The organism is Arthrobacter sp. NPDC080086 (assembly GCF_040702285.1).
The window spans coordinates 20,216-40,003 of record NZ_JBFBKP010000038.1 but is presented as its reverse complement, the minus strand read 5'-3'; the positions used below and the strand labels follow the sequence as shown (position 1 = coordinate 40,003).

The window sequence follows — 19,788 nt, the reverse complement described above, 5'->3', positions numbered from 1 at the left end:
TCACTTCCTCCATTTTCGTTCCGTAACCCGCCGGGTCCCGGCGGGGGGGCGCCCATATATTACACAACAAAAACGCGGGCGGCGCGCCGGGGATGGGGCTCCCCCCTGCCCGCCCCGCCGGAATCAGGGACTAGCTTTGGTTGAAGAAGGAGGCCGTGGTCTCGCTGGCCTTCTTGTCGTCGCCGATCACCTCGACGTAGGAGGGCGAGAGCAGGAACACCTTGTTGGTGACCCGTTCGATGCTGCCCCGGAGGCCGAAGACCAGTCCGGCGGAGAAATCGACCAGCCGCTTGGCGTCCGCCTCCCCCATGTCCGTGACGTTCATGATCACCGGGATGCCGTCGCGGAAGCTCTCACCGATCAGCTTCGCGTCGTTGTAGGACCGCGGGTGGATCGTGGTGATCTGCCGGAGGCCGGAGGTCTCTTCGCGGCTGGCGGCCGCTCGCTTGATGGGTGTCACGGGTGCGCGGTATTCCTCTTCGGCGGCATAGGGCTCTTCCCGGGGGGCTTCGCGGACGGGGGCCGGGGCGCGGCGCTCCTCGCGGTCGTGCTCCATAGGTTCGTCCTCATCCTTGTGCGGGGTGTGATGGTCAGACTCGTAGTGTTCATCGCCGTCGGCGAGCCCAAGATAGATCATTGTCTTGCGCAGAGCGCCAGCCATGGGTCCACTCCTAATCGTGTCAGTATTGCCCCGCCATTACCTTCCAATACGTTGAACCTACCGCACGGCCGGACGCGGACCGAGAATATCGGAGCCAATTCGCAGGTGTGTCGCCCCGTGCCGGATCGCGGCCTCCAGGTCCTGGCTCATTCCCGCGGAAATGCCGCTGGCCTGCGGAAAGTCTGCGCGCAGCGCCGCGGCGATGCCGGCGAGTTTTTCGAACGCGGGTTCGGGCGGTGCGCCGAGCGGTGCGACGGCCATGACGCCGGCCAGCCGAAGGCCGGGCGCGTCGGCGAGTTGGGCGGCGAGCTCCGGCACAGTCGCGGGCAGCGCGCCGCCGCGGTTGCCGTCGGCGTCGTCGGCCAAGCTGACCTGGATGAAGCAGTCGAGGTCGTCCCGGCCGGTGCTGCCCTGTTCTACGGCGATTGCCTTGGCGAGGGCGGTTGCCAGCTGCGGCCGGTCCACGGAGTGTACGGCGGCGGCGTAGCGGACCACGGACTTGGCCTTGTTGGTCTGGAGCTGGCCGATGAAGTGCCAGCGGAGGGCCAGGGCGGAAAGTTCGGCCGCCTTCTCCGCGGCCTCCTGGTCGCGGTTTTCGCCGACGTCGGTGACGCCCAGGGAGGCCAGGCGTGCCACGTCGGCGGCGGGGTGGAACTTGGTGACCACGATCAGCTGGGGCAGGTCGGCACCACGGCCGGCGGCCTCCGCGGCCGAGGCGATGCGCCGGCGGACGGCGGTGAGCCGTTCGGAGAGCTGCGCGGTGCGGGGATCCGCCCCGGGATCCGGGGCCGGTGCTCCGCTCATGCCGCGGCCCAGACCAGGCCGGCGAAGCGCCCGATGGAGGCGTCCCGGCGGTAGGAGAAGAGCTCAGGGTCTTCGAGCGTGCAGCCTCCGTTGTACATGACCTCGACGCCGGCGGCCTCGAGCTGGCTCCGCACCCCGGCGGGGAGGTCGAGCCCGGGGGTTCCCTGCACGGTGGTGGTCCAGGTGGCGGGGACGGCGGCGGCCACCTCCTCGCGGAGCTCCGCGGGCACCTCGTAGCAGCGGCCGCAGACGGAGGGGCCGATCCAGGCCCGGATCGTCCCGGCACCGAGGGCGCGCATCCGGTCCACGGCGGCGGGGACGACCCCGGCGGCGGTGCCCGGACGGCCGGCGTGGGCGACGCCGAAGACGGGGGCCGGGGCTCCGGCGCCGTCCTCCGCGGCCCGCTCCCCCACGAGGACGACCGGCACGCAGTCCGCCACCATCACGGCCAGCGGCGCGCCGGCAGAGACCAGGGCGTCGGCGGTGGGCGCGGCACCCTGGCCGGCGTCCGCGGGGATCTCGGCGACGTCGTTGCCGTGCACCTGGTTCATGAAGGAGAACCCGTCCGGGCCCACGCCGGCCTCCGCCGCGAGGTCCTGCCGTCGCCTGCGCACCTCGGCGGGGTCGTCGCCGACGTGCAGGGCCAGGTTGCCGGCCGCCGCGTTCGTGAAGGCAACCCACACGCCGGGGCTCACCTCTGCCCGCCAGGAAAACACGTATCTCACCACTGTTCCGGTTGTTGCTGTCTTTCGTGAGCGGATGTCCTCCGCTCCCACCACGGTACCCGCCCGCAACGAAGCATGGCACCGCCGGGGCGGTGCCATGCTGGGTACTGCGGGTGGTGCCGGTGGCCTACTTCAGGAAGTCGGGGACGTCCAGGTCATCGGAGTGGCGGCCGGACAGGTCCGGCTCCACGACCGAGGGCAGGTCCACGTCGAAGCCCGAATCGGCGGGTACGGCGGCGGGACGCTGCTGGCCCCAGCTGCTCAGGCCCGAAGCGCCGACGCCGGCGTGCATCGGCTGCGCCGGGGCGGAGGCCGGAGCCTGGGCCGGGGCGGGAGCCGGTGCGGCCTGACGCACGGGGGCCGGCTGGGACTGGTCCATCGACGGCGAGGTCGCCTTGACGTCGTCGAAGCCGGCGGCGATGACGGTGACGCGGGCCTCGTCGCCGAGGGCGTCGTCGATCACGGCGCCGAAGATGATGTTGGCCTCCGGGTGCGCGACCTCCTGCACCAGGCGGGCCGCCTCGTTGATTTCGAACAGGCCCAGGTCGGACCCGCCCTGGATGGAGAGCAGGACGCCGTGGGCGCCGTCGATCGAGGCCTCCAGCAGCGGCGAGGCGATGGCGAGCTCGGCTGCCTTGACGGCACGGTCCTCGCCGCGGGCCGAGCCGATGCCCATCAGGGCCGAACCGGCGCCCTGCATGACGGACTTGACGTCGGCGAAGTCGAGGTTGATCAGGCCGGGGGTGGTGATCAGGTCCGTGATGCCCTGGACACCGGAGAGCAGCACCTGATCGGCGGAGCGGAACGCGTCCAGCACCGAGACGTTGCGGTCGCTGATCGAGAGCAGCCGGTCGTTCGGGATGACGATGAGGGTATCGACCTCGTCGCGCAGGGCGTCGATGCCGGCCTCGGCGGAACCGGCGCGGCGCCGGCCCTCGAAGGTGAACGGGCGGGTGACGACGCCAATGGTCAGGGCGCCGAGGGACCGGGCGATGCGGGCCACGACGGGCGCGCCGCCGGTGCCGGTGCCGCCGCCTTCGCCGGCGGTCACGAAGACCATGTCCGCGCCGCGGAGCACCTCTTCGATTTCATCGGCGTGGTCCTCGGCGGCCTGGCGGCCCACCTCGGGGTTCGCGCCGGCTCCGAGACCACGGGTCAGCTCGCGTCCGACGTCGAGCTTGACGTCGGCATCGGACATCAGCAGCGCCTGCGCGTCGGTGTTGATTGCGATGAATTCGACGCCGCGAAGTCCCACCTCAATCATGCGGTTGACTGCGTTCACGCCACCGCCGCCGATGCCGACGACCTTGATGACGGCCAAGTAATTCTGCGGAGCTGCCACGTTACGTGTCCCTTGTTCGTGTTCTATTGCGAAATCTGATGGAGTCCAGCTTGAAAGGCTAACCTTAACCTTCGACTTGAGGGTTATAGTTATGTCAACTAACTCGTAGTTGGAACGCTATTGGCTAGGCCGGGGACATTCAATGACCGGCTCAGCGTGTCGCGCTAATACCGGCTAAATGGCGAATCTCCCCGGCCGGCCGTCAGCGGGTGACGGGGTGGCGCGGGACGCTGACGTCGTAGACCTTGACCGGGTTCTTGGGGTCCGCCGGCGCCTTCAGCAGGGCGGCCAGGACCCGGGCCTTGAGGTCCTTCTCCCCCGCGTTCCCCCAGACGATTGTCTGCCCGTCCACGAGCTTCAGTTCCACGGCGTCCACGGACTTGGCGGAGGCGTCGGAGAGCCGGGCGAGGATGTCCGGCGGCAGCGCGCCGAGTACGCCGGTGATGGCGTGGAACAGGTCCTGCGGCAGCGCCCCTCCCCCGCCGTCGATGACGGGAAGCTTCACCGCCGCGGCATCCGGCGCGGTTCCGAGCGGAACCCCGTCCGGGTCCACCAGCTGGAAGGCCTCGCCCTGCTTGAGCAGGGCCACCGGGACACGCTCGACGATGGTCACCTGCAGGGTCGACGGCGGCCGGGCCTGGCTGGTCACGGACTTGACCTGCACCAGAGGCTGCAGCAGCGCGGTGACGTCCCGGTCGCTGACCTGGGGCAGGGGCTTGCCCTGCAGCGGTGCCAGCGCGGCCTGGATCTGGTCCTGGCTGAGCATCCTGGTGCCCTGCACGGTCACCGTGCGGACTGCGAGCCACGGCGAATAGACGGCGGCGGCGATGACCCCCGCGATCAGGACCGCGACGACGGCGATGGTGCCGAGGACGATCCGGCGCCGCCGCCGGGCCTTCGGTTCGGGGAAGGCCAGGACCTTGCCGGGCGCCGGCTCCGGCGCCGGGCTCGCGGACGTGCCCGGTCCCTGGTCCGACTTCGTCGCCGAGATGACGCCGGGGCGGGACGCCGGGGCGCCGTCCCGGCCCGAACTGCCCTGGTTTGGGCTGCCCTGAGTCGAACTACGCTGAGTCGAACTGCGCGGCGCGGGCGGGTAGCCGGGCCGGCGGGAGCTAGGCACCGGGGATCCCGGCGGTGAGCGCCTCCACCAGCAGCGGCCCGTACGCGGTGACGTCGCCGGCGCCGGCGGTGAGGACGATGTCGCCGGGGCCTGCGGCGGCCAGCACGGCCTGGACCGCGTCGGCGCCGGGTCCCACCAAGTGCCCGTTGGGGCCCAGGTGGTCGGCGATCAGCTGGCTGGTGACCCCGGGGATGGGGTCTTCGCGGGCCGGGTAGATGTCCAGGACCCAGGCGGTGTCCGCGGCGTTGAGGGCCTCGGCGAACTCCCGGGCGAATTCCCGGGTCCGGGAGAACAGGTGCGGCTGGAAGAGCACGTGGACCCGGTGATCGCCGGCCACCGAGCGGGCCGCGGCCAGGGCGGCGCGGACCTCCGTGGGGTGGTGGGCGTAGTCGTCGTAGACGCGGACGCCGCAGCCCTCGCCCTTGTACTCGAAGCGGCGGGCCGCGCCGGTGAAGTTTCCCAGCGCGGCGGCGGCGGCGTTCAGCGCGTTGTGCCGGCCGGGGACCTGGAGTTCGACGTCGTAGCGTCCGGTGACGGTCTCCAGCGTGAGGGCGCCACGGCCGCCGTCGTGCAGGATCACGTCGGACTCCGGGGAGGTGCCGTAGAGGAGCACGCGGGTGGTGCCGCGTTCGCGGGTGCGCCGGGCGAGGTCCCGGGCGCCGTCGTCGTCGGCGCAGGCGACCAGCAGGCCGTCGGCCGGAAGCAGGGCGGTGAAGCGGTCAAAGGATTCGTAGACGGCCTCGGCGGTGCCGTAGTGGTCCAGGTGGTCCGGTTCGACGTTGGTGACCACCTCGATCTGCGGGCGGTAGTTCAGGAATGAGGCATCGGATTCGTCCGCCTCGGCGATGAACACCGGCGAGGACCCGGAGGCGGCGTTCACGCCGAGCGCCGGGACGTTCGCGCCGATGGCGAAGGAGGGGTCCAGGCCGGCGCCCTGCAGCAGCACGGTGATCATGGAGGTGGTGGTGGACTTGCCGTGGGTGCCGGCGACCGCGACGGCGGTGTCCCGGGCCATGGCGGCGGCTAGGGCCTCGGAGCGGTGCAGCACGGGGAGCCCGGCGGCCCTGGCGGCGGCCAGTTCGGGGTTGTCGGCGCGGATCGCTGACCCGGCCACCACGGTCTGGGCGTCGCCGAGGTTTGCCGCGTCGTAGCCGACGGCGATCCGGGCGCCGGCGGCGGCGAGGTCGGCCATCACCGGTAGGTCCTTGGCGTCGGAGCCGCTGACGGGCACGCCGCGGGCCACCATGATGCGGGCGACGGCGGACATGCCGACGCCGCCGATGCCGATGAAGTGGACCCGCCCCAGCGACTCCTGGGTGCGTTTGGCCGCCTGGCCGGTGCCGGTTTCCTGTGCCATTGCTTTACCGCTTCCTGCCGTGCCGGTCACTGCTTGTCCTGCGTCGTGGGGTCTGTGGTCGGGTCCGGATGTGTAGTGTCCGCGCCGGCGGCCTCGAGCACCAGGGCGGCCATCCGCCGGTCCGCGTCGCGGATGCCGAACTGCTCCGCCGCGTGCGCCATCCGGTCCAGCCGCGCCGGGTCGCCCAGGAGCGGGAGGATGGTGCCGGTGATCCACGCGGCGTCGAAGGCGGCGTCGTCGACCAGCAGCGCCGCCCCGGCGTCGACCAGTCCGGCGGCGTTTAGGGCCTGCTCGCCGTTGCCGATGGGCAGCGGCACGAACACCGCGGGGAGCCCGACGGCGGCCACCTCGCAGACGGTCGCGGCACCCGCGCGGGCCAGCAGCAGGTCGGCGGCGGCGTAGGCGAGTTCCATGCCGTCGATGTATTCGACCTGGCGGTAACCCGGTGCCTCGAGGAGGCGGCCCCGGGCGTCGTGGACGGCTTTGTCCCGGCCGGTGATGTGCAGCGTCTGGATGCCGGCGGCGCCGAGGGCGTCCGCAGCGGCGGCGATCGCCCGATTGATGCTCTGGGCGCCGGAGGAACCCCCGGTGACGATCAGGGTGGGCTTGTCCTGCTCCAGACCCAGCGCTGAGCGGGCAGCGGCGCGCGCGCCGGCCCGGTCCAGCCCGGAGATCTCGCGGCGCATGGGCATGCCGACGTGGCGGGCGCCGCGCAGCCTGGTGGCCGCGAAGGCAACGGCGACGTGCCGGCTCAGGCGGGCGCCCACCCGGTTGGCCAGGCCCGGGCGGGTGTTGGCCTCGTGGACCACGATGGGGATCTTTCGCCGCCACGCCGCAAGGTAGAGCGGAGTGCAGACGTAGCCGCCGACGCCCACCAGTACATCGGCCCGGGCGTCGTCCAGGATGACGCCGGCCTGCCGGACGGCGCCGGCAAGCTTGCCCGGCAGCTGCAGGAGCGCCTTGGACGGCTTGCGCGGGAAGGGCACGCGGTCCACGGTGGCGAGGTCCAGCCCGGCGGCGGGCACAAGCCGGGTTTCCATGCCGCCGGGGGTGCCGACGGCCAGCAGGGCGGCGTCCGGCCGTGCCTCCTTGACGGCGTTGGCGATCGCCAGCAGCGGGCTGATGTGGCCGGCGGTGCCGCCGCCGGCCAGGACGACGGAGAGGGGCGGTGGGGTCTTCATCAGGTCTGGGTACGCTTCCGTGCGGGGTTCTTGGGGCTGGGGGTCCGGGTGCCGGCGGGCCGGGTGGCCGGCGCCGTCGGGGTCGGGCTGGCGGGCTTCGCGCCGGCTTGCTTCGTGCCGGCTTGCTTAGTGTCTGCCTGCTTCGTCCCCGGGGGCTTGCGGGTGGCTGTTGCGGGGGCGGCCGCTTTGGCGGCGGCAGGCCTCGCCGTGGAGAACTTGGCGGGCGCCGTCGCCGTCGTCGTCGTCTCCCCCTCGCGCCGGGCCACGACCCTGCGGCGCAGGATCCGGGTGAACCCGGCGGGGCCGAAGCGGAGCAGACCCTTGGGCTGCATGTCCGGCGCCATCTGCGCCCGTGCGAGGGACAGGACGACGCCGACGGCGCTGAGGGACATGAGGAGCGCCGAGCCGCCATAGGAGATGAACGGCAGCGGCAGGCCAATCACGGGCAGCAGGCCGGTAACGACGGCCATGTTGACCGTTGCCTGTCCCAGCAGCCAGACCATGATGGCGCCGGCCAGGACGCGGTGGAACAGGTCCTGCTGGGCCACCACCACGCGGTAGATCGCGGTGCCGAGGACGGCGAAGAGGATCAGGACTACGATCGTGCCGATGAGGCCGAGTTCCTCGCCGATGATCGCGAAGATGAAGTCGTTATGGGCCTCGGGGATCCAGCTGTATTTCTGCCGGCTCTGGCCCAGGCCCACGCCGAACCAGCCGCCGGAGGCCAGTCCGTAGAGGCCGTTGGTGGACTGGTAGTTCAGGTCCGAGCCGTCGGAGCAGGTCTGCCCGGTCCAGGAGAGGATGCGGCACATGCGGTTGGGGCTGGTCACGGCCAGGACGGCGGTGCCGATCGCCAGCGCCACGCCGGCGATCCCGAACAGGTACAGCCGGACCCCGGCGAAGAACAGCCCGGCGGCCATGATGATCATGATGATCATGGCGGTACCGAGGTCGTTGCCGGCCAGGATCAGGCCCAGGATGGCGGCGGCGCCGGGGAATACCACGGGGACAACCACGTGCCGCCACTGGCTGAGGAACGCGGCCTTGCGGTTCAGCACCGTGGCCATCCAGAGCGCCAGCGCCAGCTTTGCGGCCTCGGAGGGCTGGAAGGTGAAGGGGCCGACGTCGATCCAGTTCTGGTTGCCCAACGTGCTGCGGCCGATCAGGAGCACCAAGCCCAGCAGGAGGATGGCCAGGAAGATGGCCGGCCAGGCGAAGCGCTTGAGCCAGACGACGTTCACCCGGGAGAGGACGAACATGACGAAGACGCCGATCGCCGCGAAGAGTCCCTGCTTCAGCGCCGCCGAATAGGGTGACTCCCCCGCGGCGATGGACTCGACGCTGGAGGCCGAGAGGACCATCATGATGCCGATCGCCGTGAGCGCCAGCGTCGATCCAAGGATCAGGTAGTAGGTGGAGCCGTTCCGGGACCGGCCGTTGCCCTCGAGGGCGGACCAGAACATCCGGTACCAGCCGCGGAGGCGGCCGGCGGCGGCCGTGCCGCCGGAGATTGCCGTGGCGGGACGGGTGGGCGTGCTGACCATTGCTACTCCTCGGTGGTCTGAGCCTGCCCTTCCACGAGCTCGCGGACAGCTTCGATGAAGGCGTCGCCACGGTGAGCATAGGAAGAGAACTGATCCATGGACGCAGCTGCCGGGGCCAGGAGCACAGTGTCCCCCGGGGCGGCCAGCTGTGCGGCGGACGCTACGGCCTGGGCCATCACAGTCTCGCCAAAAATCGGCGAGGGGGCTGCGTCGGCGTCGGCCGGTCCGGCAGTCTGCTCCTTTTCAGTCTCACCCTTGGCGTGGCCGATCACCGGGACATCCGGCGCGTGTCGCTCGAGCGAGGCCAGCAGGTCCGAGGAGTCGGCCCCGATCAGCACCACGGCCTTGAGCCTGGCGGCGTTGTCGCGCACCAGTGAGTCGTAATTCACACCCTTGGACAGGCCGCCGGCGATCCAGATGACGTGCTCGAACGCGGCCAGCGAGGCGGCAGCGGCGTGCGGGTTGGTGGCCTTGGAGTCGTTGATCCAGAGCACCCCGCCCTGCTTCGCGACCGGCTGGATGCGGTGGTCTCCCGGGAGGTAGTTCTGCAGGCCCTCCCGGACGGCGGCGGGCGCCACCCCGTAGGCCCGGACCAGGGCGGCCGCGGCGAGGGCGTTGGCCACCATGTGCCGCGGGGCCACCGGTCCGAGGTCGCTCATGGCGGCGAGCTCGGCGGCGCTGTCCTTGCGTTCGGCGATGAAGGCGCGGTCGACGAGGAGGCCCTCGACGACGCCCACCATGCTGATCGCCGGGGTCAGGGTGGTGAAGGCGACGGCACGGCAGCCCTCGACGACGTCGGCGTCCTCGACCATCCGCTCGGTCTCGATCTGCTCGGCGTTGTAGACGCAGGCCTTCTGGGTCCGTTCGTAAACCTTGGCCTTGTCCGCGAGGTAGGAGTCGTAGGAGCCGTGCCAGTCCACGTGGTCCTCGGCGACGTTGAGGCACACGCTGGCCACCGGGGAGATGGAGTGGCTCCAGTGCAGCTGGAAGCTGGAGAGTTCCACGGCGAAGACGTCGTAGTCCACCGGGTCGCGCAGCGCGTCCAGGATGGGGGTGCCCACGTTGCCGACGGCGATCGCCTTCAGGCCGGCGGCCTGCAGCATCGACTCGGTCAGGCCCACCGTGGTGGTCTTGCCGTTGGTGCCGGTGATGGTGATCCAGTCGGCGGTCTTGCGGCCCTCACGGACGCGGACCCGCCAGGCGAGTTCGACGTCGCCCCAGATGGGGATGTGCGCCCGCGCGGCGGCGGCGAGCAGGGCCTGGTCCGGGCGCCAGCCCGGGGACGTGACGATCAGGTCCGGCTTCTGGCCGTCCACGGTAGGTACGGAGTTGACGGCGTCCTCGCCGAGCAGCACGCCGGCCGCGCCGACGATCTTCAGTGTGTCCGCCTGGGCCAGGGCCTTGGGGGTCTCGGCGGCGTCCACCACCACCACGCGTGCGCCCAGTTCGATCAGGGTGTCCGCGGCGGCGAAGCCGGAGATGCCGATGCCGGTCACCACCACGCGCAGGCCGGCCCAGTCGGCGTCCCAGCTGGTGAGCCCGTCCAGCCGGGGCGAGCTGGCGAGGGGTTCGGGAATCGTGCCGATCACAGCAGTACCACCCATTCCGCGTAGAAGATGCCGAGGCCGGCGGCGACGAACAGTCCGCAGAGGATCCAGAACCGGACCACGACCGTGACCTCGGCCCAGCCCTTGAGTTCGAAGTGGTGCTGCAGCGGCGCCATCTTGAAGAACCGCTTGCCCTTGGTGATCTTGAAGTAGCCCACCTGGATGATGACCGAGAGGGTGATCAGGACGAACAGGCCGCCGATGAAGGCCAGCAGCAGTTCGGTGCGGGACAGGATGGCGAAGCCGGCCACGGCGCCGCCGATCGCGAGCGAGCCGGTGTCTCCCATGAAGATCTTGGCCGGGGAGGTGTTCCACCAGAGGAAGCCCACCAGGGCCGCGCTGAGGATGGCCGCCAGCAGGGCCAGGTCCAGCGGGTCGCGGACGGTGTAGCAGCCGCCGCCGGCCTGCCGGGGCGAGCCGCAGGACTGGTTGCTCTGCCAGATCCCGATCAGCGTGTAGGCGCCGAAGACCATCACGGAGGCGCCGGCGGCGAGGCCGTCCAGGCCGTCGGTGAGGTTCACGCCATTGGTCGCGGCGGTGACGATCAGGTTGGACCAGAGGACGAACAGGATCGCTCCCACCACGGTGCCGCCGAAGGCGAGGTTGAGCCAGGGAATGTCGCGGACAAGGGAGATTTGGTACGACGCAGGGGTGACTCCGTTCTCGTCCGGGAAGGTCAGGGCGAGGACGGCGAAGATGATGCCGACCGCGGCCTGGAGGATGAGCTTGGCCTTGGCGTTCAGGCCCAGGCTGCGCTGGGCGGAGATCTTGATGAAGTCATCCAGGAAGCCCACCAGGCCCATGCCCACCATGAGGAAGAGCAGGAGCATGGCCGAGGCGGTGGGTCCCGGCGAGGCCGGGTTCATCCACCACATCACCAGGTGCGTGGCGAAGTAGGCGATCAGCACGCCCACCACCACGACGGCGCCGCCCATGGTGGGGGTGCCGCGCTTGGTGTGGTGCGAGGTGGGGCCGTCGTCGCGGATGAACTGCCCGTAGCCCTTGCGGACCAGGAAGCGGATGAAGAGCGGGGTACCGAGGAAGGACAGCAGCAGTGCCAGTCCGGAGCCCATCAGCAGTGCGATCACGGCAGGGTGCTCCCGTCGGTGGCAGGGGTGGCGTCCGGGCCGGTGCCCGGGGCGGCGTCCGGCGCCGGTGCAGCTAATGCTATCCGGTCCCCCAGGTGGCGCAGGCCAATGCTGTTGGAGGATTTGAAGAGGACCAGGTCGCCGGGTTCGAGCTCGGCCTGGAGGATCCCGAAGGCCTCCTCGACGTCCTCGGCGAAGATGCACTCGTCGCCCCAGGAACCCTCGTTGACGGCGGAGACGTAGAGGGCACGGGCTTCCCGGCCGATCACCAGGAGCCGGGAGATGTTGAGCCGGACCACCTGGGTGCCGACGGCGGTGTGCTCGCGGATGGAGTCCTCGCCCAGTTCCAGCATGGCGCCGAGTACGGCCCAGGTGCGCCGGCCGCGGCCGAGGTCGGCCAGGGTGCGGAGCGCGGCCCGCATCGACTCGGGGTTGGCGTTGTAGGCGTCGTTGATGATGGTGACGCCGTCGGCCCGTTCGGTGCGTTCCATCCGCCAGCGGCTTGCGGCGGTCTGGCTGCTGAGGGACGCGGCGATCTGCGCGCCGGGGATGCCGGCGGCGAACGCGGCGGACGCGGCGGCCAGCAGGTTGGTCAGGTGGTGGGCGCCGATCAGGCGGGCGGAGACGTGGTGCGTGCCGCCGTCGGGCAGCACGAGGTCGAATTCGGGGCTGCCGCCGGCGTTGAGCTCGACGTTGGTGGCGAGGACGCCCGCGCCGGTCTGCCCGGATTCGGCGGAGAAGCCCAGCACGGTGGCCTGGGTCCTGGCGGCCATGGCCGCAACGCGGGGGTCGTCGAGGTTGAGCACGGCGGTGCCGTCGGCCGAGAGGCCCTCGACCATTTCGCCCTTGGCGCGGGCGATGTTCTCGACGCCGCCGAATTCGCCGGCGTGGGCGGTGCCGACGCAGAGCACGACGCCGATCTCCGGGCGGACCATTTCGGCGAGGTAGGTGATGTGGCCGACGCCGGTGGCACCCATTTCGATGACGAGGTAGCGGGTGCCGAAGCCGGCCTTGAAGACGGTCAGCGGGACGCCGACCTCGCCGTTGTAGGAGCCCTGGGGCGCGACGGTTTCGCCGGAGCCGGAGAAGATGCCGGCCAGCAGGTCCTTGGTGGTGGTCTTGCCGGCGGAGCCGGTGATGCCCACCACGGTGAAGTCCTCGCCGGCGGCGGCGCGGTGCTGCCGGATCCGGCGTACGGCCTCGGCGGCGAGGGCGCCCATGGCAAGGACCGCGTCCTCGACGATCACGGCCGGGAAGGGCTTGCCGGCGGCGTCGGAGACGTCGCGCTCGGCCAGCGCCAGGACCGCGCCGCGGTCGAAGGCGGCGGCGACGAAGTCGTGCCCGTCGGCGGCCTCACCGGGCTTGGCCACGTAGAGGGAGCCCGGCGTCGCTTCGCGGGAGTCGGTGACCACGGACCCGGGCGTGAGCTCCGGATCGGCGGCCAGCCGGCCGTTGGTTATGTCGGCGATTTCCGCCGCGGTAAATGCAATCATCTCGGTTTAGGACTCTATCCGCTGGTCGTCGAGAACGGTGAATCCCCGGGCTGTCAAGGCGGTGCGCAGTTCCACGCGGTCATCGAGGGCCAGGTTGACGCCCTTGACCTCCTGCCAGACCTCGTGCCCGCGGCCGGCCACCAGGATGGTGTCGTGCGGCGCGGCCAGCTCCGCGGCCTTGCGGATGGCCTCGTCCCGGGGGAAGACCTCAAGCACGGTGCTGGCCAGGGCCTCGTCGCGGACGGCGGCATGCGCGCCGGCCAGGACGTCGGCCCGGATGCCGGCGGCGTCCTCGTCGTGCGGGTCGTCGTCGCTGACGATCACGACGTCGGCCAGTCGGGCGGCGATCGCGCCCATCGCGGGGCGCTTGCCCTGGTCGCGCTGGCCGGTGGCGCCGAAGACGATGATCACCTTGGAGCCGGGCTCCGGGGAGCGGACGGCGGCGAGGGCGCGTTCGAGTGCGTCGGGGTTGTGGGCGAAGTCGACGACGGCGGCAGGCTCGGTGGCGACCAGTTGCATGCGGCCGGGCACGGCGACGGTGAACGGGTCGGCGGCGTCGAGGGCGGCCTGCACCTCCTCGACGGTGGCGCCGCCGGCCAGGACCATGACGGTGGCCAGGGCCGCGTTGGCGACGTTGAAGGCGCCCGGCAGGCCGGTTTGGACGGTGAGGACCGCGCCGTTCCGGTGCCGGAGCACGAAGTCGGTGCCGAGCCCGCGCGGGGTGGTCCCGGTGACGGTCCAGTCGGCGTCGGGGCCGGCGTCATTCCCTGAGGTGTCGGGTTCCGTGCCGGCGTTTGTGGCCAGCGTGGTGACCGGCAGGCCGGCCCCGGCGGCGAGGCCGGCGAGCCTGCGGCCCCATTCGTCGTCGACCGTGACCACGGCGGCGCGGGCCAGTTCGGGCGTGAACAGCCGGGCCTTGGTCTGGAAGTACTCCTCCATGGTCCCGTGCAGGTCCAGGTGGTCCTGGGTCAGGTTGGTGAAGCCGGCGACGTCGAAGTCCACCCCGTCGACGCGGTGGAAGGCGATGGCGTGCGAGGAGACCTCCATGGAGGCCGCGTCGAGGCCGCGTTCGCGCATGAGCGCCAGCAGGGCGTGCACGTCCGTGGACTCCGGGGTAGTCAGCAGGCTGGGGATCGGCTCGCCGCCGGCCAGGATCTCGATGGTGCCGATCAGACCGGGGCGCCGCCCCAGGGCGCGCAACAGGGCGTTAGTGAAGTACGTGGTGGTGGTCTTGCCGTTGGTGCCGGTGACGCCGTACAGCGCCGGCGCCGGGTTTGCGGTGCCTTCTCCAGTGCGGTGGCTGTCAGCGCCGTGACTTTCAACGCCCTGCCCGGTGGCCCGCTCGGGGCGGCTGCGGTAGATCAGCGCGGAGAGCTTGCCCACCAGGGCCCGCGGCTCGGGGGTGACCAGCACGGGCACGGGAACGTCGTTTGAGAGCGCCAGCAGCCGCGCGCCGGCGTCGTCGGTCAGCACGGCGACGGCCCCGGCATCCACGGCCTGGGCGACGAAGTCGGCCCCGTGCCGGGTCGCACCGGGCAGCGCGACGTAGAGGTCCCCCGGCCGCACCGAGCGGGAGTTCAGCGAGATGCCGGTGATGTCGACCGCGGCCGAGGCGCCCGGAACCACGACGCCGATCCAGCCGCCAAGGGTTTCCAGGGGCACGGGGGCGACGGCGGCCGGGCGGAACGCCGCGGCGGCGGCCCGGCCCTCGTTCTCGGCGGCCTGATCCTGGGCGGTGGGGTCTGACAAGGGGTTCTCCGTCGGTGGTGCGGGCAGCGCGCGCTGCGCGCGGAGGATTGCCCCGCACCCAGGCCCGGCTGCGTGAATAACGTGCTGCTGGCTGGTGGTCTCGTGTGCTACTTGGCGTACTGCGGCAGCCTGACCGGCGCGCCGGTGGAGGGCTGGACGTTGTAGGTCCGCAGCGTCTGGCCCATCACGGACCGGAAAACGGGCCCGTTGGTGATGCCGTAGATGCTGCCCTTGGGCCGCTGCAGGACCACTTCAACAATAAACCGCGGATCGTCCATCGGCGCCATCCCCACCATGGAGGCCGTGTAGCCGCAGAAACCGGGCTTGCCGTCGTCGCACGGGGACTCGGAGGTGCCGGTCTTGGCGCCCACCCGGTAACCGTCGATCGCCGCGTCCTTGATCTCGCCCTCGGTCACGGCGCTCTCCAGGATGTCCCGGACCTGCTTGGCGGTGTCCTTGCTGACCACCTGCCGGCTGTCCTTGGCGGGGACCTTTTCCTCGTGGCCGTCCGGGTCGATGTAGCTGTCGATCAGGCGGGGCTGGAGCATGACGCCGTCGTTGGCGATGCTCTGGTAGGCCCGCACTGTTTGCAGGGTGGACTGCGCCACGCCCTGGCCGAAGAGGACGGTGTACTGCTGCCGGCCGTCCCACTGGTCCGCGGGGGTGAGGATGCCGGGGGTTTCGGCGGGCAGGCCGATGTCCGGGGCCTCGCCGATGCCGAACTTCTGCAGCCAGTCGTGCCGCTTTTCCTTGCTCAGCTTCTGGCCGACCATCACGGTGCCGGTGTTCATCGAGTAGCCCACGATCCCGGCGAGGGTCCGTTGCTCGGTGCCGTGCTCGAACGCGTCGGAGAAGGTCTGCCCGTCCACGGTGTAGGTCGGCGGGACGGTGTAGGTGTCCAGCGGGTGGGAGGTGCCCTCCTCGATCGCCGAGGCGGCGGTGATCATCTTCTCCACCGAGCCGGGCTCGTAGGCGGCGGTGACGGCGCGGACGCCGCGGTCCTTGGCGTCAACCTTGCCCGGGTCGTTGGGGTCCGGGGCGTTGGTGTCCGCCATGGCGATGATGTTGCCGTTCTTCACGTCGGAGATGACGATGATCCCCCACTCGGCGCTGAGCTTATCCTTCTGGCTCTGGATGGCCTGCTGGGCGAAGTACTGCAGGTCCGAGTTCAGGGTCAGCTTGACGTCCTTGCCGTTGACGGCGGGGGTCAGCTGGTCCACACCCACCGGGATGCGCAGGCCGTCGGCGCCGATCTCGAAGACGCGCTTGCCCGGGGTGCCCTTCAGCACGTCGTCCTGGGTCTGTTCGAGGCCGGCCTGGCCGGTCGTGCCGTCCTTGAGGAAGCCGACGATCCCGCCGGCCACCGAGCCGTTGGGGTAGACGCGCTTGCTGGTGCCCTCCGAGGCCAGGCCCGGGATCTGCAGTTTGGAGATCCGGTCCTCGACGTCGGGCCGGATGTCCTTGGCCACGATGTAGTAGCGCTGGGTGCCGGTCAGGGCATTCTTGACGTCGTCCTTTTTCATGCCGAGGACGTTGGCGAGTTCCTCGATGCCTTGGTCCCGCGGGATCTTGACGACCGTGTCCTTGCCGTCCACCGTCTCGAGCCGGGGGAAGGTGGCGGTGGTGGTGTTGACGGTCTGGTCCACCACCACGTTGTACCGGATGACGCTGCTGGCCAGGACGTTGCCGGAGGCGTCGAGGATCTTGCCGCGCTCGGCCGGAAGCACCGTGGGCGTGAGCCGGTTCTTCAGTGCCGCCTCGGCCATGCCGCCCATGTCCAGGCCCTGGACCAGGAAGAGCTTGGCGCCCACCACCAGCAGCAGAGCGAGCATCAGGCAGAGCCCGATCCGCAGCCGCCGGGTGGCGCTCGAGGTCCGGGATGAGCGTGCCTTGCCGGTGTTCTGCGCCACGGTACTTCCTTGCTGGTCGGCGGTGCGGGGTGGTCCTGTCCGTTACCGGCCGGGGCTACTTGCCGGGGGTCTTCTGGGCCGGCGCCGGGATGGAGCCGCCGTGCAGTTCGACGGCGGGCGCGGCCGCGGCGGCCTTGGCTGCCGCCTGTTCCGCCGCCTGCTTGGCTGCCGCGGCTGCGTCGGCCGCGGTCTTCGCGGCGGCGTCGGTGGCGGAAGCCGCGGCGGCGGTGCTGTCGGCCGGCTTGCGGTTGGCGAGCGGATCCTGGGCGGACGGCGCGGGGACGACGGCGACCTGGCCGGCGATGGCCGGGGCGGCGATCACGGCCGAGGGCGCGTCCGACTTCGCCGCGGGCTTGGCCTTGCCGGTGACCGAAAGCGTGGACAGGTCGATCTGGCCCTTGGCGGTGGAGGCCACCATGCCCAGCTCCGTGGCCTTGGCGGCCAGGTTCTGCGGGGCGTCGTAGTTCTGCACCTGCTGGGTGAGGTCCTGGTTCTGCTTGGTCAGCGTGTTCTGCTTCGCCCGCAGTTCCACCAGCTGGTACTGGGCGGAGGAGACGGAGATGTTCAGCACCAGCACGGCCATCAGGGCCAGGGCCAGCAGGCCGAAGCACATGACGACGAACGGTGCCCGGCGGCGTCGCGGAACGGACCGGACCACCGAGAGCGGGGTGCGGTTCTTCCGGGCCGGCTGCCCCGGCTGGAGTTCCGGCAGTGCTCGCGCCGTCGCAGCGGTGGACACGGGGTACGTGGTGGCGGCGGCAGCGCTCATGCGTCTCTCCTGGCTTTGATGCGTTCCACGGCGCGGAGCCTGGCGGAGGCTGCGCGTGGGTTTTCGGCGATTTCGGCGGCGGTGGGCACCTCGGTGCCCTTCGTCAGGGTTTTCAGTTCCGGCTTGTGCTCCTCGAGCTCCACCGGGAAGCCCAGGGGCGCGGAGGACTTCGAGCCGGCCTGGAAGACGGACTTGACGATCTTGTCTTCCAGCGAGTGGTAGGACATCACGACGACCCGGCCGCCGAGGGCGATCGAGGCCACGGCGGCGGGGATGGCGCGTTCCAGCACGTCGAGTTCCTCGTTGACCTCGATGCGCAGGGCCTGGAAGGTCCGCTTGGCCGGGTGTCCGCCGGACTTTGCGGCACCGGCGGGGACGACGGCGCGGATGGTGTCGACCAGCTGGGCGGTGGTGGTGAAGGGACGCTCGGCGCGGGCGGCGACGATCCGGTTGGCGATCCGGCCGGCGAACTTCTCCTCGCCCCACTTGCGGATGATCCGGACCAGGTCCTCTTCGCTGTAGGTATTGACGACGTCGGCCGCGGTGATCCCGCGGCTGGTGTCCATCCGCATGTCCAGCGGCGCGTCGAAGGAGTAGGCGAAGCCCCGGTCCCGTTCGTCCAGCTGCAGGGAGGAGACTCCGAGGTCCATCAGGACGCCGTGGACCTCACTGAAGCCGAGGTCCTCGATCACCTCGGCGATCTCGTCGTAGACCGCGTGGACCAGGTCGGTGCGGTCGGCAAACGGGGCGAGCCGCTCCCCCGCCAGGGCGAGGGCTTCCTCGTCCCGGTCGATGCCGATCAGGTGCAGGTCCGGGAACCGCTGCAGCATCGCTTCCGAGTGGCCGCCCATCCCGAGCGTCGCGTCCACGACGACGGGCGTCTCGCCCCGGCGCCGGGCCGCGTCGAATCCCGGGGCCAACAAATTGATGCACCGGTCCTTGAGGACCGGTACATGGCGTTCGGACGTAGGCTTCGCCTGGTTTGAGTCGTCACTCATGCCTGCGTCCTTTCCTGGGTTGGCGGTACTGGAGGGGTGCTTCTTGGTCCAGATCCCCATCCGCGCCTATCCTGCGGTCCGCCTGGCTCCGGGGAAGTGAGCCAGGTGGGTGCGGGATGGGCGGCTGGAGATCTCGATCAAGAAGCGGTGGTGCGGCTGCGGCACCGGGGGCTAGAGAATCCCCGGGATGGCGTCGTCGGTTTCCGAGAAGGCGGTTTCCTTCTCAGCCAGGTACTCGTTCCAGGCCTGGGCGTCCCAGATCTCCGCGCGGGTGCCGGCGCCGATGACGGCCAGCTCCCTGCCGAGTCCTGCGTACTCCCGGAGCGCCGGCGGAATCGTCACGCGCCCCTGCTTGTCAGGTACCTCGTCCGAGGCTCCAGAGAGGAAAACGCGGATGTAGTCACGGGCCTGCTTGGAGGACAGTGGAGCCTCCCGCATCTGCTCGTGAACCCGGCCGAATTCCGCCTCACTGAAGACGTAGATGCAACGTTCCTGGCCCCTTGTGAGAACCAGCCCCCCGGCCAGTTCCTCGCGGAACTTTGCCGGCAGGATGATGCGGCCCTTCTCGTCCAGGCGTGGTGAATGAGTGCCGAGAAACACGGCCCACCACCCGTCTGTTCTTGGAAGCCGAACGTCCCCTGTGCTGCCACTACCCTCTTACGCGCTCCACATTACTCCACTTCACTCCCCCGTCAACGACATTCCGGCCTTTTGGCCACAATTTCGACACATTTTTTCTGGCGGTGTCCCGCGCCAACAAAGGGAAGGAGCCAAAGTGGGGCGCGGTGGAGGGCAAAAGGGGCCGGGTGGGGACCAAAAGGTGGGTTAAAAGGCGAAAGGCCCGCCGAAGCGGGCCTTGGTCGCGGAAACCGGGTACCGGTGGTGTGAAGTGGAGGCGGTGCCGGTGGAGCGGAGTGGAGCAGGGTCTGTGGTCAGGCGTCCCCGCCGCGGTGCCGTTCTTCCCAGCGTTCCTCGAGGTTGCTCATGAATGAACTGCGGGGCTTGCCGGGTTTGCGGGGTGCTCCCCCGGTCTTGGCCTTGACGCCGCCGTTGCGCATGGTGGCGTAATAGACGCCGCCGCCCATCACCACGAAGCCGAGGACCCCGACGATGATGTTCTGCAACGAGACGCCGAGCAACAGCAGGAGGACGCCGGCGAGGGTGCCGAGGATTCCGATCACCAGGTGCCGGGTGGACCAGGAGCGGACCGGGTCCGATCCCATGGAACTGGCAAACTTGGGATCGTCCTCGTGCAGCTGCTTCTCAAGTTGCTCAAGCAACTTCTGTTCGTGCTCCGAGAGCGGCATCACGACCTCCTTTAATCGGCCAACGTCCGGATCTGACGCGGCCCTGTCCTACCTGCCCAACGTCCGGAACTCCCCGTCGGTTCCCGTCGTCCACCATCGGACGACTGGCACCCTCGAGGCCGTTCACGGCCGC

The 19,788-nt window shown here is 70.4% G+C and carries 16 protein-coding genes and 1 pseudogene; all 17 read right to left on the bottom strand.

The window, feature by feature from the left end:
• Window positions 1-130: 130 nt before the first annotated feature.
• Window positions 131-661: a cell division protein SepF gene (gene sepF / locus AB0305_RS13850; protein WP_290258180.1), complete on the bottom strand. Its 531-nt coding sequence runs from the start codon at window positions 659-661 to the stop codon at window positions 131-133.
• 57 nt (window positions 662-718) lie between these two features.
• Window positions 719-1,465: a YggS family pyridoxal phosphate-dependent enzyme gene (locus AB0305_RS13845; RefSeq protein WP_364137835.1), complete on the bottom strand. Its 747-nt coding sequence runs from the start codon at window positions 1,463-1,465 to the stop codon at window positions 719-721.
• Entirely contained in the window at window positions 1,462-2,181 is a 720-nt protein-coding gene (locus AB0305_RS13840; protein ID WP_364137837.1) for a polyphenol oxidase family protein, read from the bottom strand. The genes AB0305_RS13845 and AB0305_RS13840 overlap by 4 nt, the downstream gene beginning before the upstream one ends.
• A gap of 136 nt (window positions 2,182-2,317) precedes the next feature.
• Window positions 2,318-3,532, bottom strand: a complete 1,215-nt coding sequence (gene ftsZ / locus AB0305_RS13835) for a cell division protein FtsZ (protein WP_364137839.1) — start codon at window positions 3,530-3,532, stop codon at window positions 2,318-2,320.
• A gap of 202 nt (window positions 3,533-3,734) precedes the next feature.
• On the bottom strand, window positions 3,735-4,652 hold the full coding sequence (locus AB0305_RS13830) for an FtsQ-type POTRA domain-containing protein (protein ID WP_364137841.1): 918 nt from the start codon (window positions 4,650-4,652) through the stop codon (window positions 3,735-3,737).
• Window positions 4,645-6,009, bottom strand: coding sequence for a UDP-N-acetylmuramate--L-alanine ligase (gene murC, locus AB0305_RS13825; protein WP_366173193.1), 1,365 nt, complete (start codon window positions 6,007-6,009; stop codon window positions 4,645-4,647). The genes AB0305_RS13830 and murC overlap by 8 nt, the downstream gene beginning before the upstream one ends.
• Window positions 6,010-6,035: 26 nt before the next feature.
• On the bottom strand, window positions 6,036-7,190 hold the full coding sequence (gene murG / locus AB0305_RS13820) for an undecaprenyldiphospho-muramoylpentapeptide beta-N-acetylglucosaminyltransferase (protein WP_364137845.1): 1,155 nt from the start codon (window positions 7,188-7,190) through the stop codon (window positions 6,036-6,038).
• 305 nt (window positions 7,191-7,495) lie between these two features.
• A pseudogene (gene ftsW / locus AB0305_RS13815) lies at window positions 7,496-8,734 on the bottom strand (putative lipid II flippase FtsW); the annotation flags it as partial.
• Between the two features lie 2 nt (window positions 8,735-8,736).
• Window positions 8,737-10,338 carry a UDP-N-acetylmuramoyl-L-alanine--D-glutamate ligase gene (murD, locus tag AB0305_RS13810; RefSeq protein WP_364137847.1) on the bottom strand — a complete coding sequence of 534 codons (1,602 nt, stop codon included), beginning with the start codon at window positions 10,336-10,338 and terminating at the stop codon, window positions 8,737-8,739.
• The gene (mraY, locus tag AB0305_RS13805; protein WP_364137849.1) at window positions 10,320-11,429 is read right to left on the bottom strand and encodes a phospho-N-acetylmuramoyl-pentapeptide-transferase; all 1,110 of its coding nucleotides are present in this window, start codon (window positions 11,427-11,429) and stop codon (window positions 10,320-10,322) included. The genes murD and mraY overlap by 19 nt, the downstream gene beginning before the upstream one ends.
• The gene (gene murF / locus AB0305_RS13800; RefSeq protein WP_364137851.1) at window positions 11,426-12,922 is read right to left on the bottom strand and encodes a UDP-N-acetylmuramoyl-tripeptide--D-alanyl-D-alanine ligase; all 1,497 of its coding nucleotides are present in this window, start codon (window positions 12,920-12,922) and stop codon (window positions 11,426-11,428) included. The genes mraY and murF overlap by 4 nt, the downstream gene beginning before the upstream one ends.
• A 6-nt stretch (window positions 12,923-12,928) precedes the next feature.
• On the bottom strand, window positions 12,929-14,671 hold the full coding sequence (locus AB0305_RS13795) for a UDP-N-acetylmuramoyl-L-alanyl-D-glutamate--2,6-diaminopimelate ligase (protein WP_364137853.1): 1,743 nt from the start codon (window positions 14,669-14,671) through the stop codon (window positions 12,929-12,931).
• A 107-nt stretch (window positions 14,672-14,778) separates the two neighbouring features.
• On the bottom strand, window positions 14,779-16,581 hold the full coding sequence (locus AB0305_RS13790) for a penicillin-binding protein 2 (protein WP_364137855.1): 1,803 nt from the start codon (window positions 16,579-16,581) through the stop codon (window positions 14,779-14,781).
• A 55-nt stretch (window positions 16,582-16,636) separates the two neighbouring features.
• The gene (locus AB0305_RS13785; protein ID WP_364137857.1) at window positions 16,637-17,350 is read right to left on the bottom strand and encodes a hypothetical protein; all 714 of its coding nucleotides are present in this window, start codon (window positions 17,348-17,350) and stop codon (window positions 16,637-16,639) included.
• On the bottom strand, window positions 17,347-18,348 hold the full coding sequence (gene rsmH / locus AB0305_RS13780; protein ID WP_364137859.1) for a 16S rRNA (cytosine(1402)-N(4))-methyltransferase RsmH: 1,002 nt from the start codon (window positions 18,346-18,348) through the stop codon (window positions 17,347-17,349). Before rsmH ends, AB0305_RS13785 begins: the two co-directional genes overlap by 4 nt.
• Window positions 18,349-18,519: 171 nt before the next feature.
• Window positions 18,520-18,948, bottom strand: coding sequence for a division/cell wall cluster transcriptional repressor MraZ (gene mraZ / locus AB0305_RS13775; RefSeq protein WP_290258194.1), 429 nt, complete (start codon window positions 18,946-18,948; stop codon window positions 18,520-18,522).
• Window positions 18,949-19,280: 332 nt separating this feature from the next.
• A complete protein-coding gene (locus AB0305_RS13770; RefSeq protein WP_290258195.1) occupies window positions 19,281-19,655 on the bottom strand; it encodes a DUF3040 domain-containing protein in 375 nt (124 codons plus the stop codon).
• Window positions 19,656-19,788 lie beyond the last annotated feature (133 nt).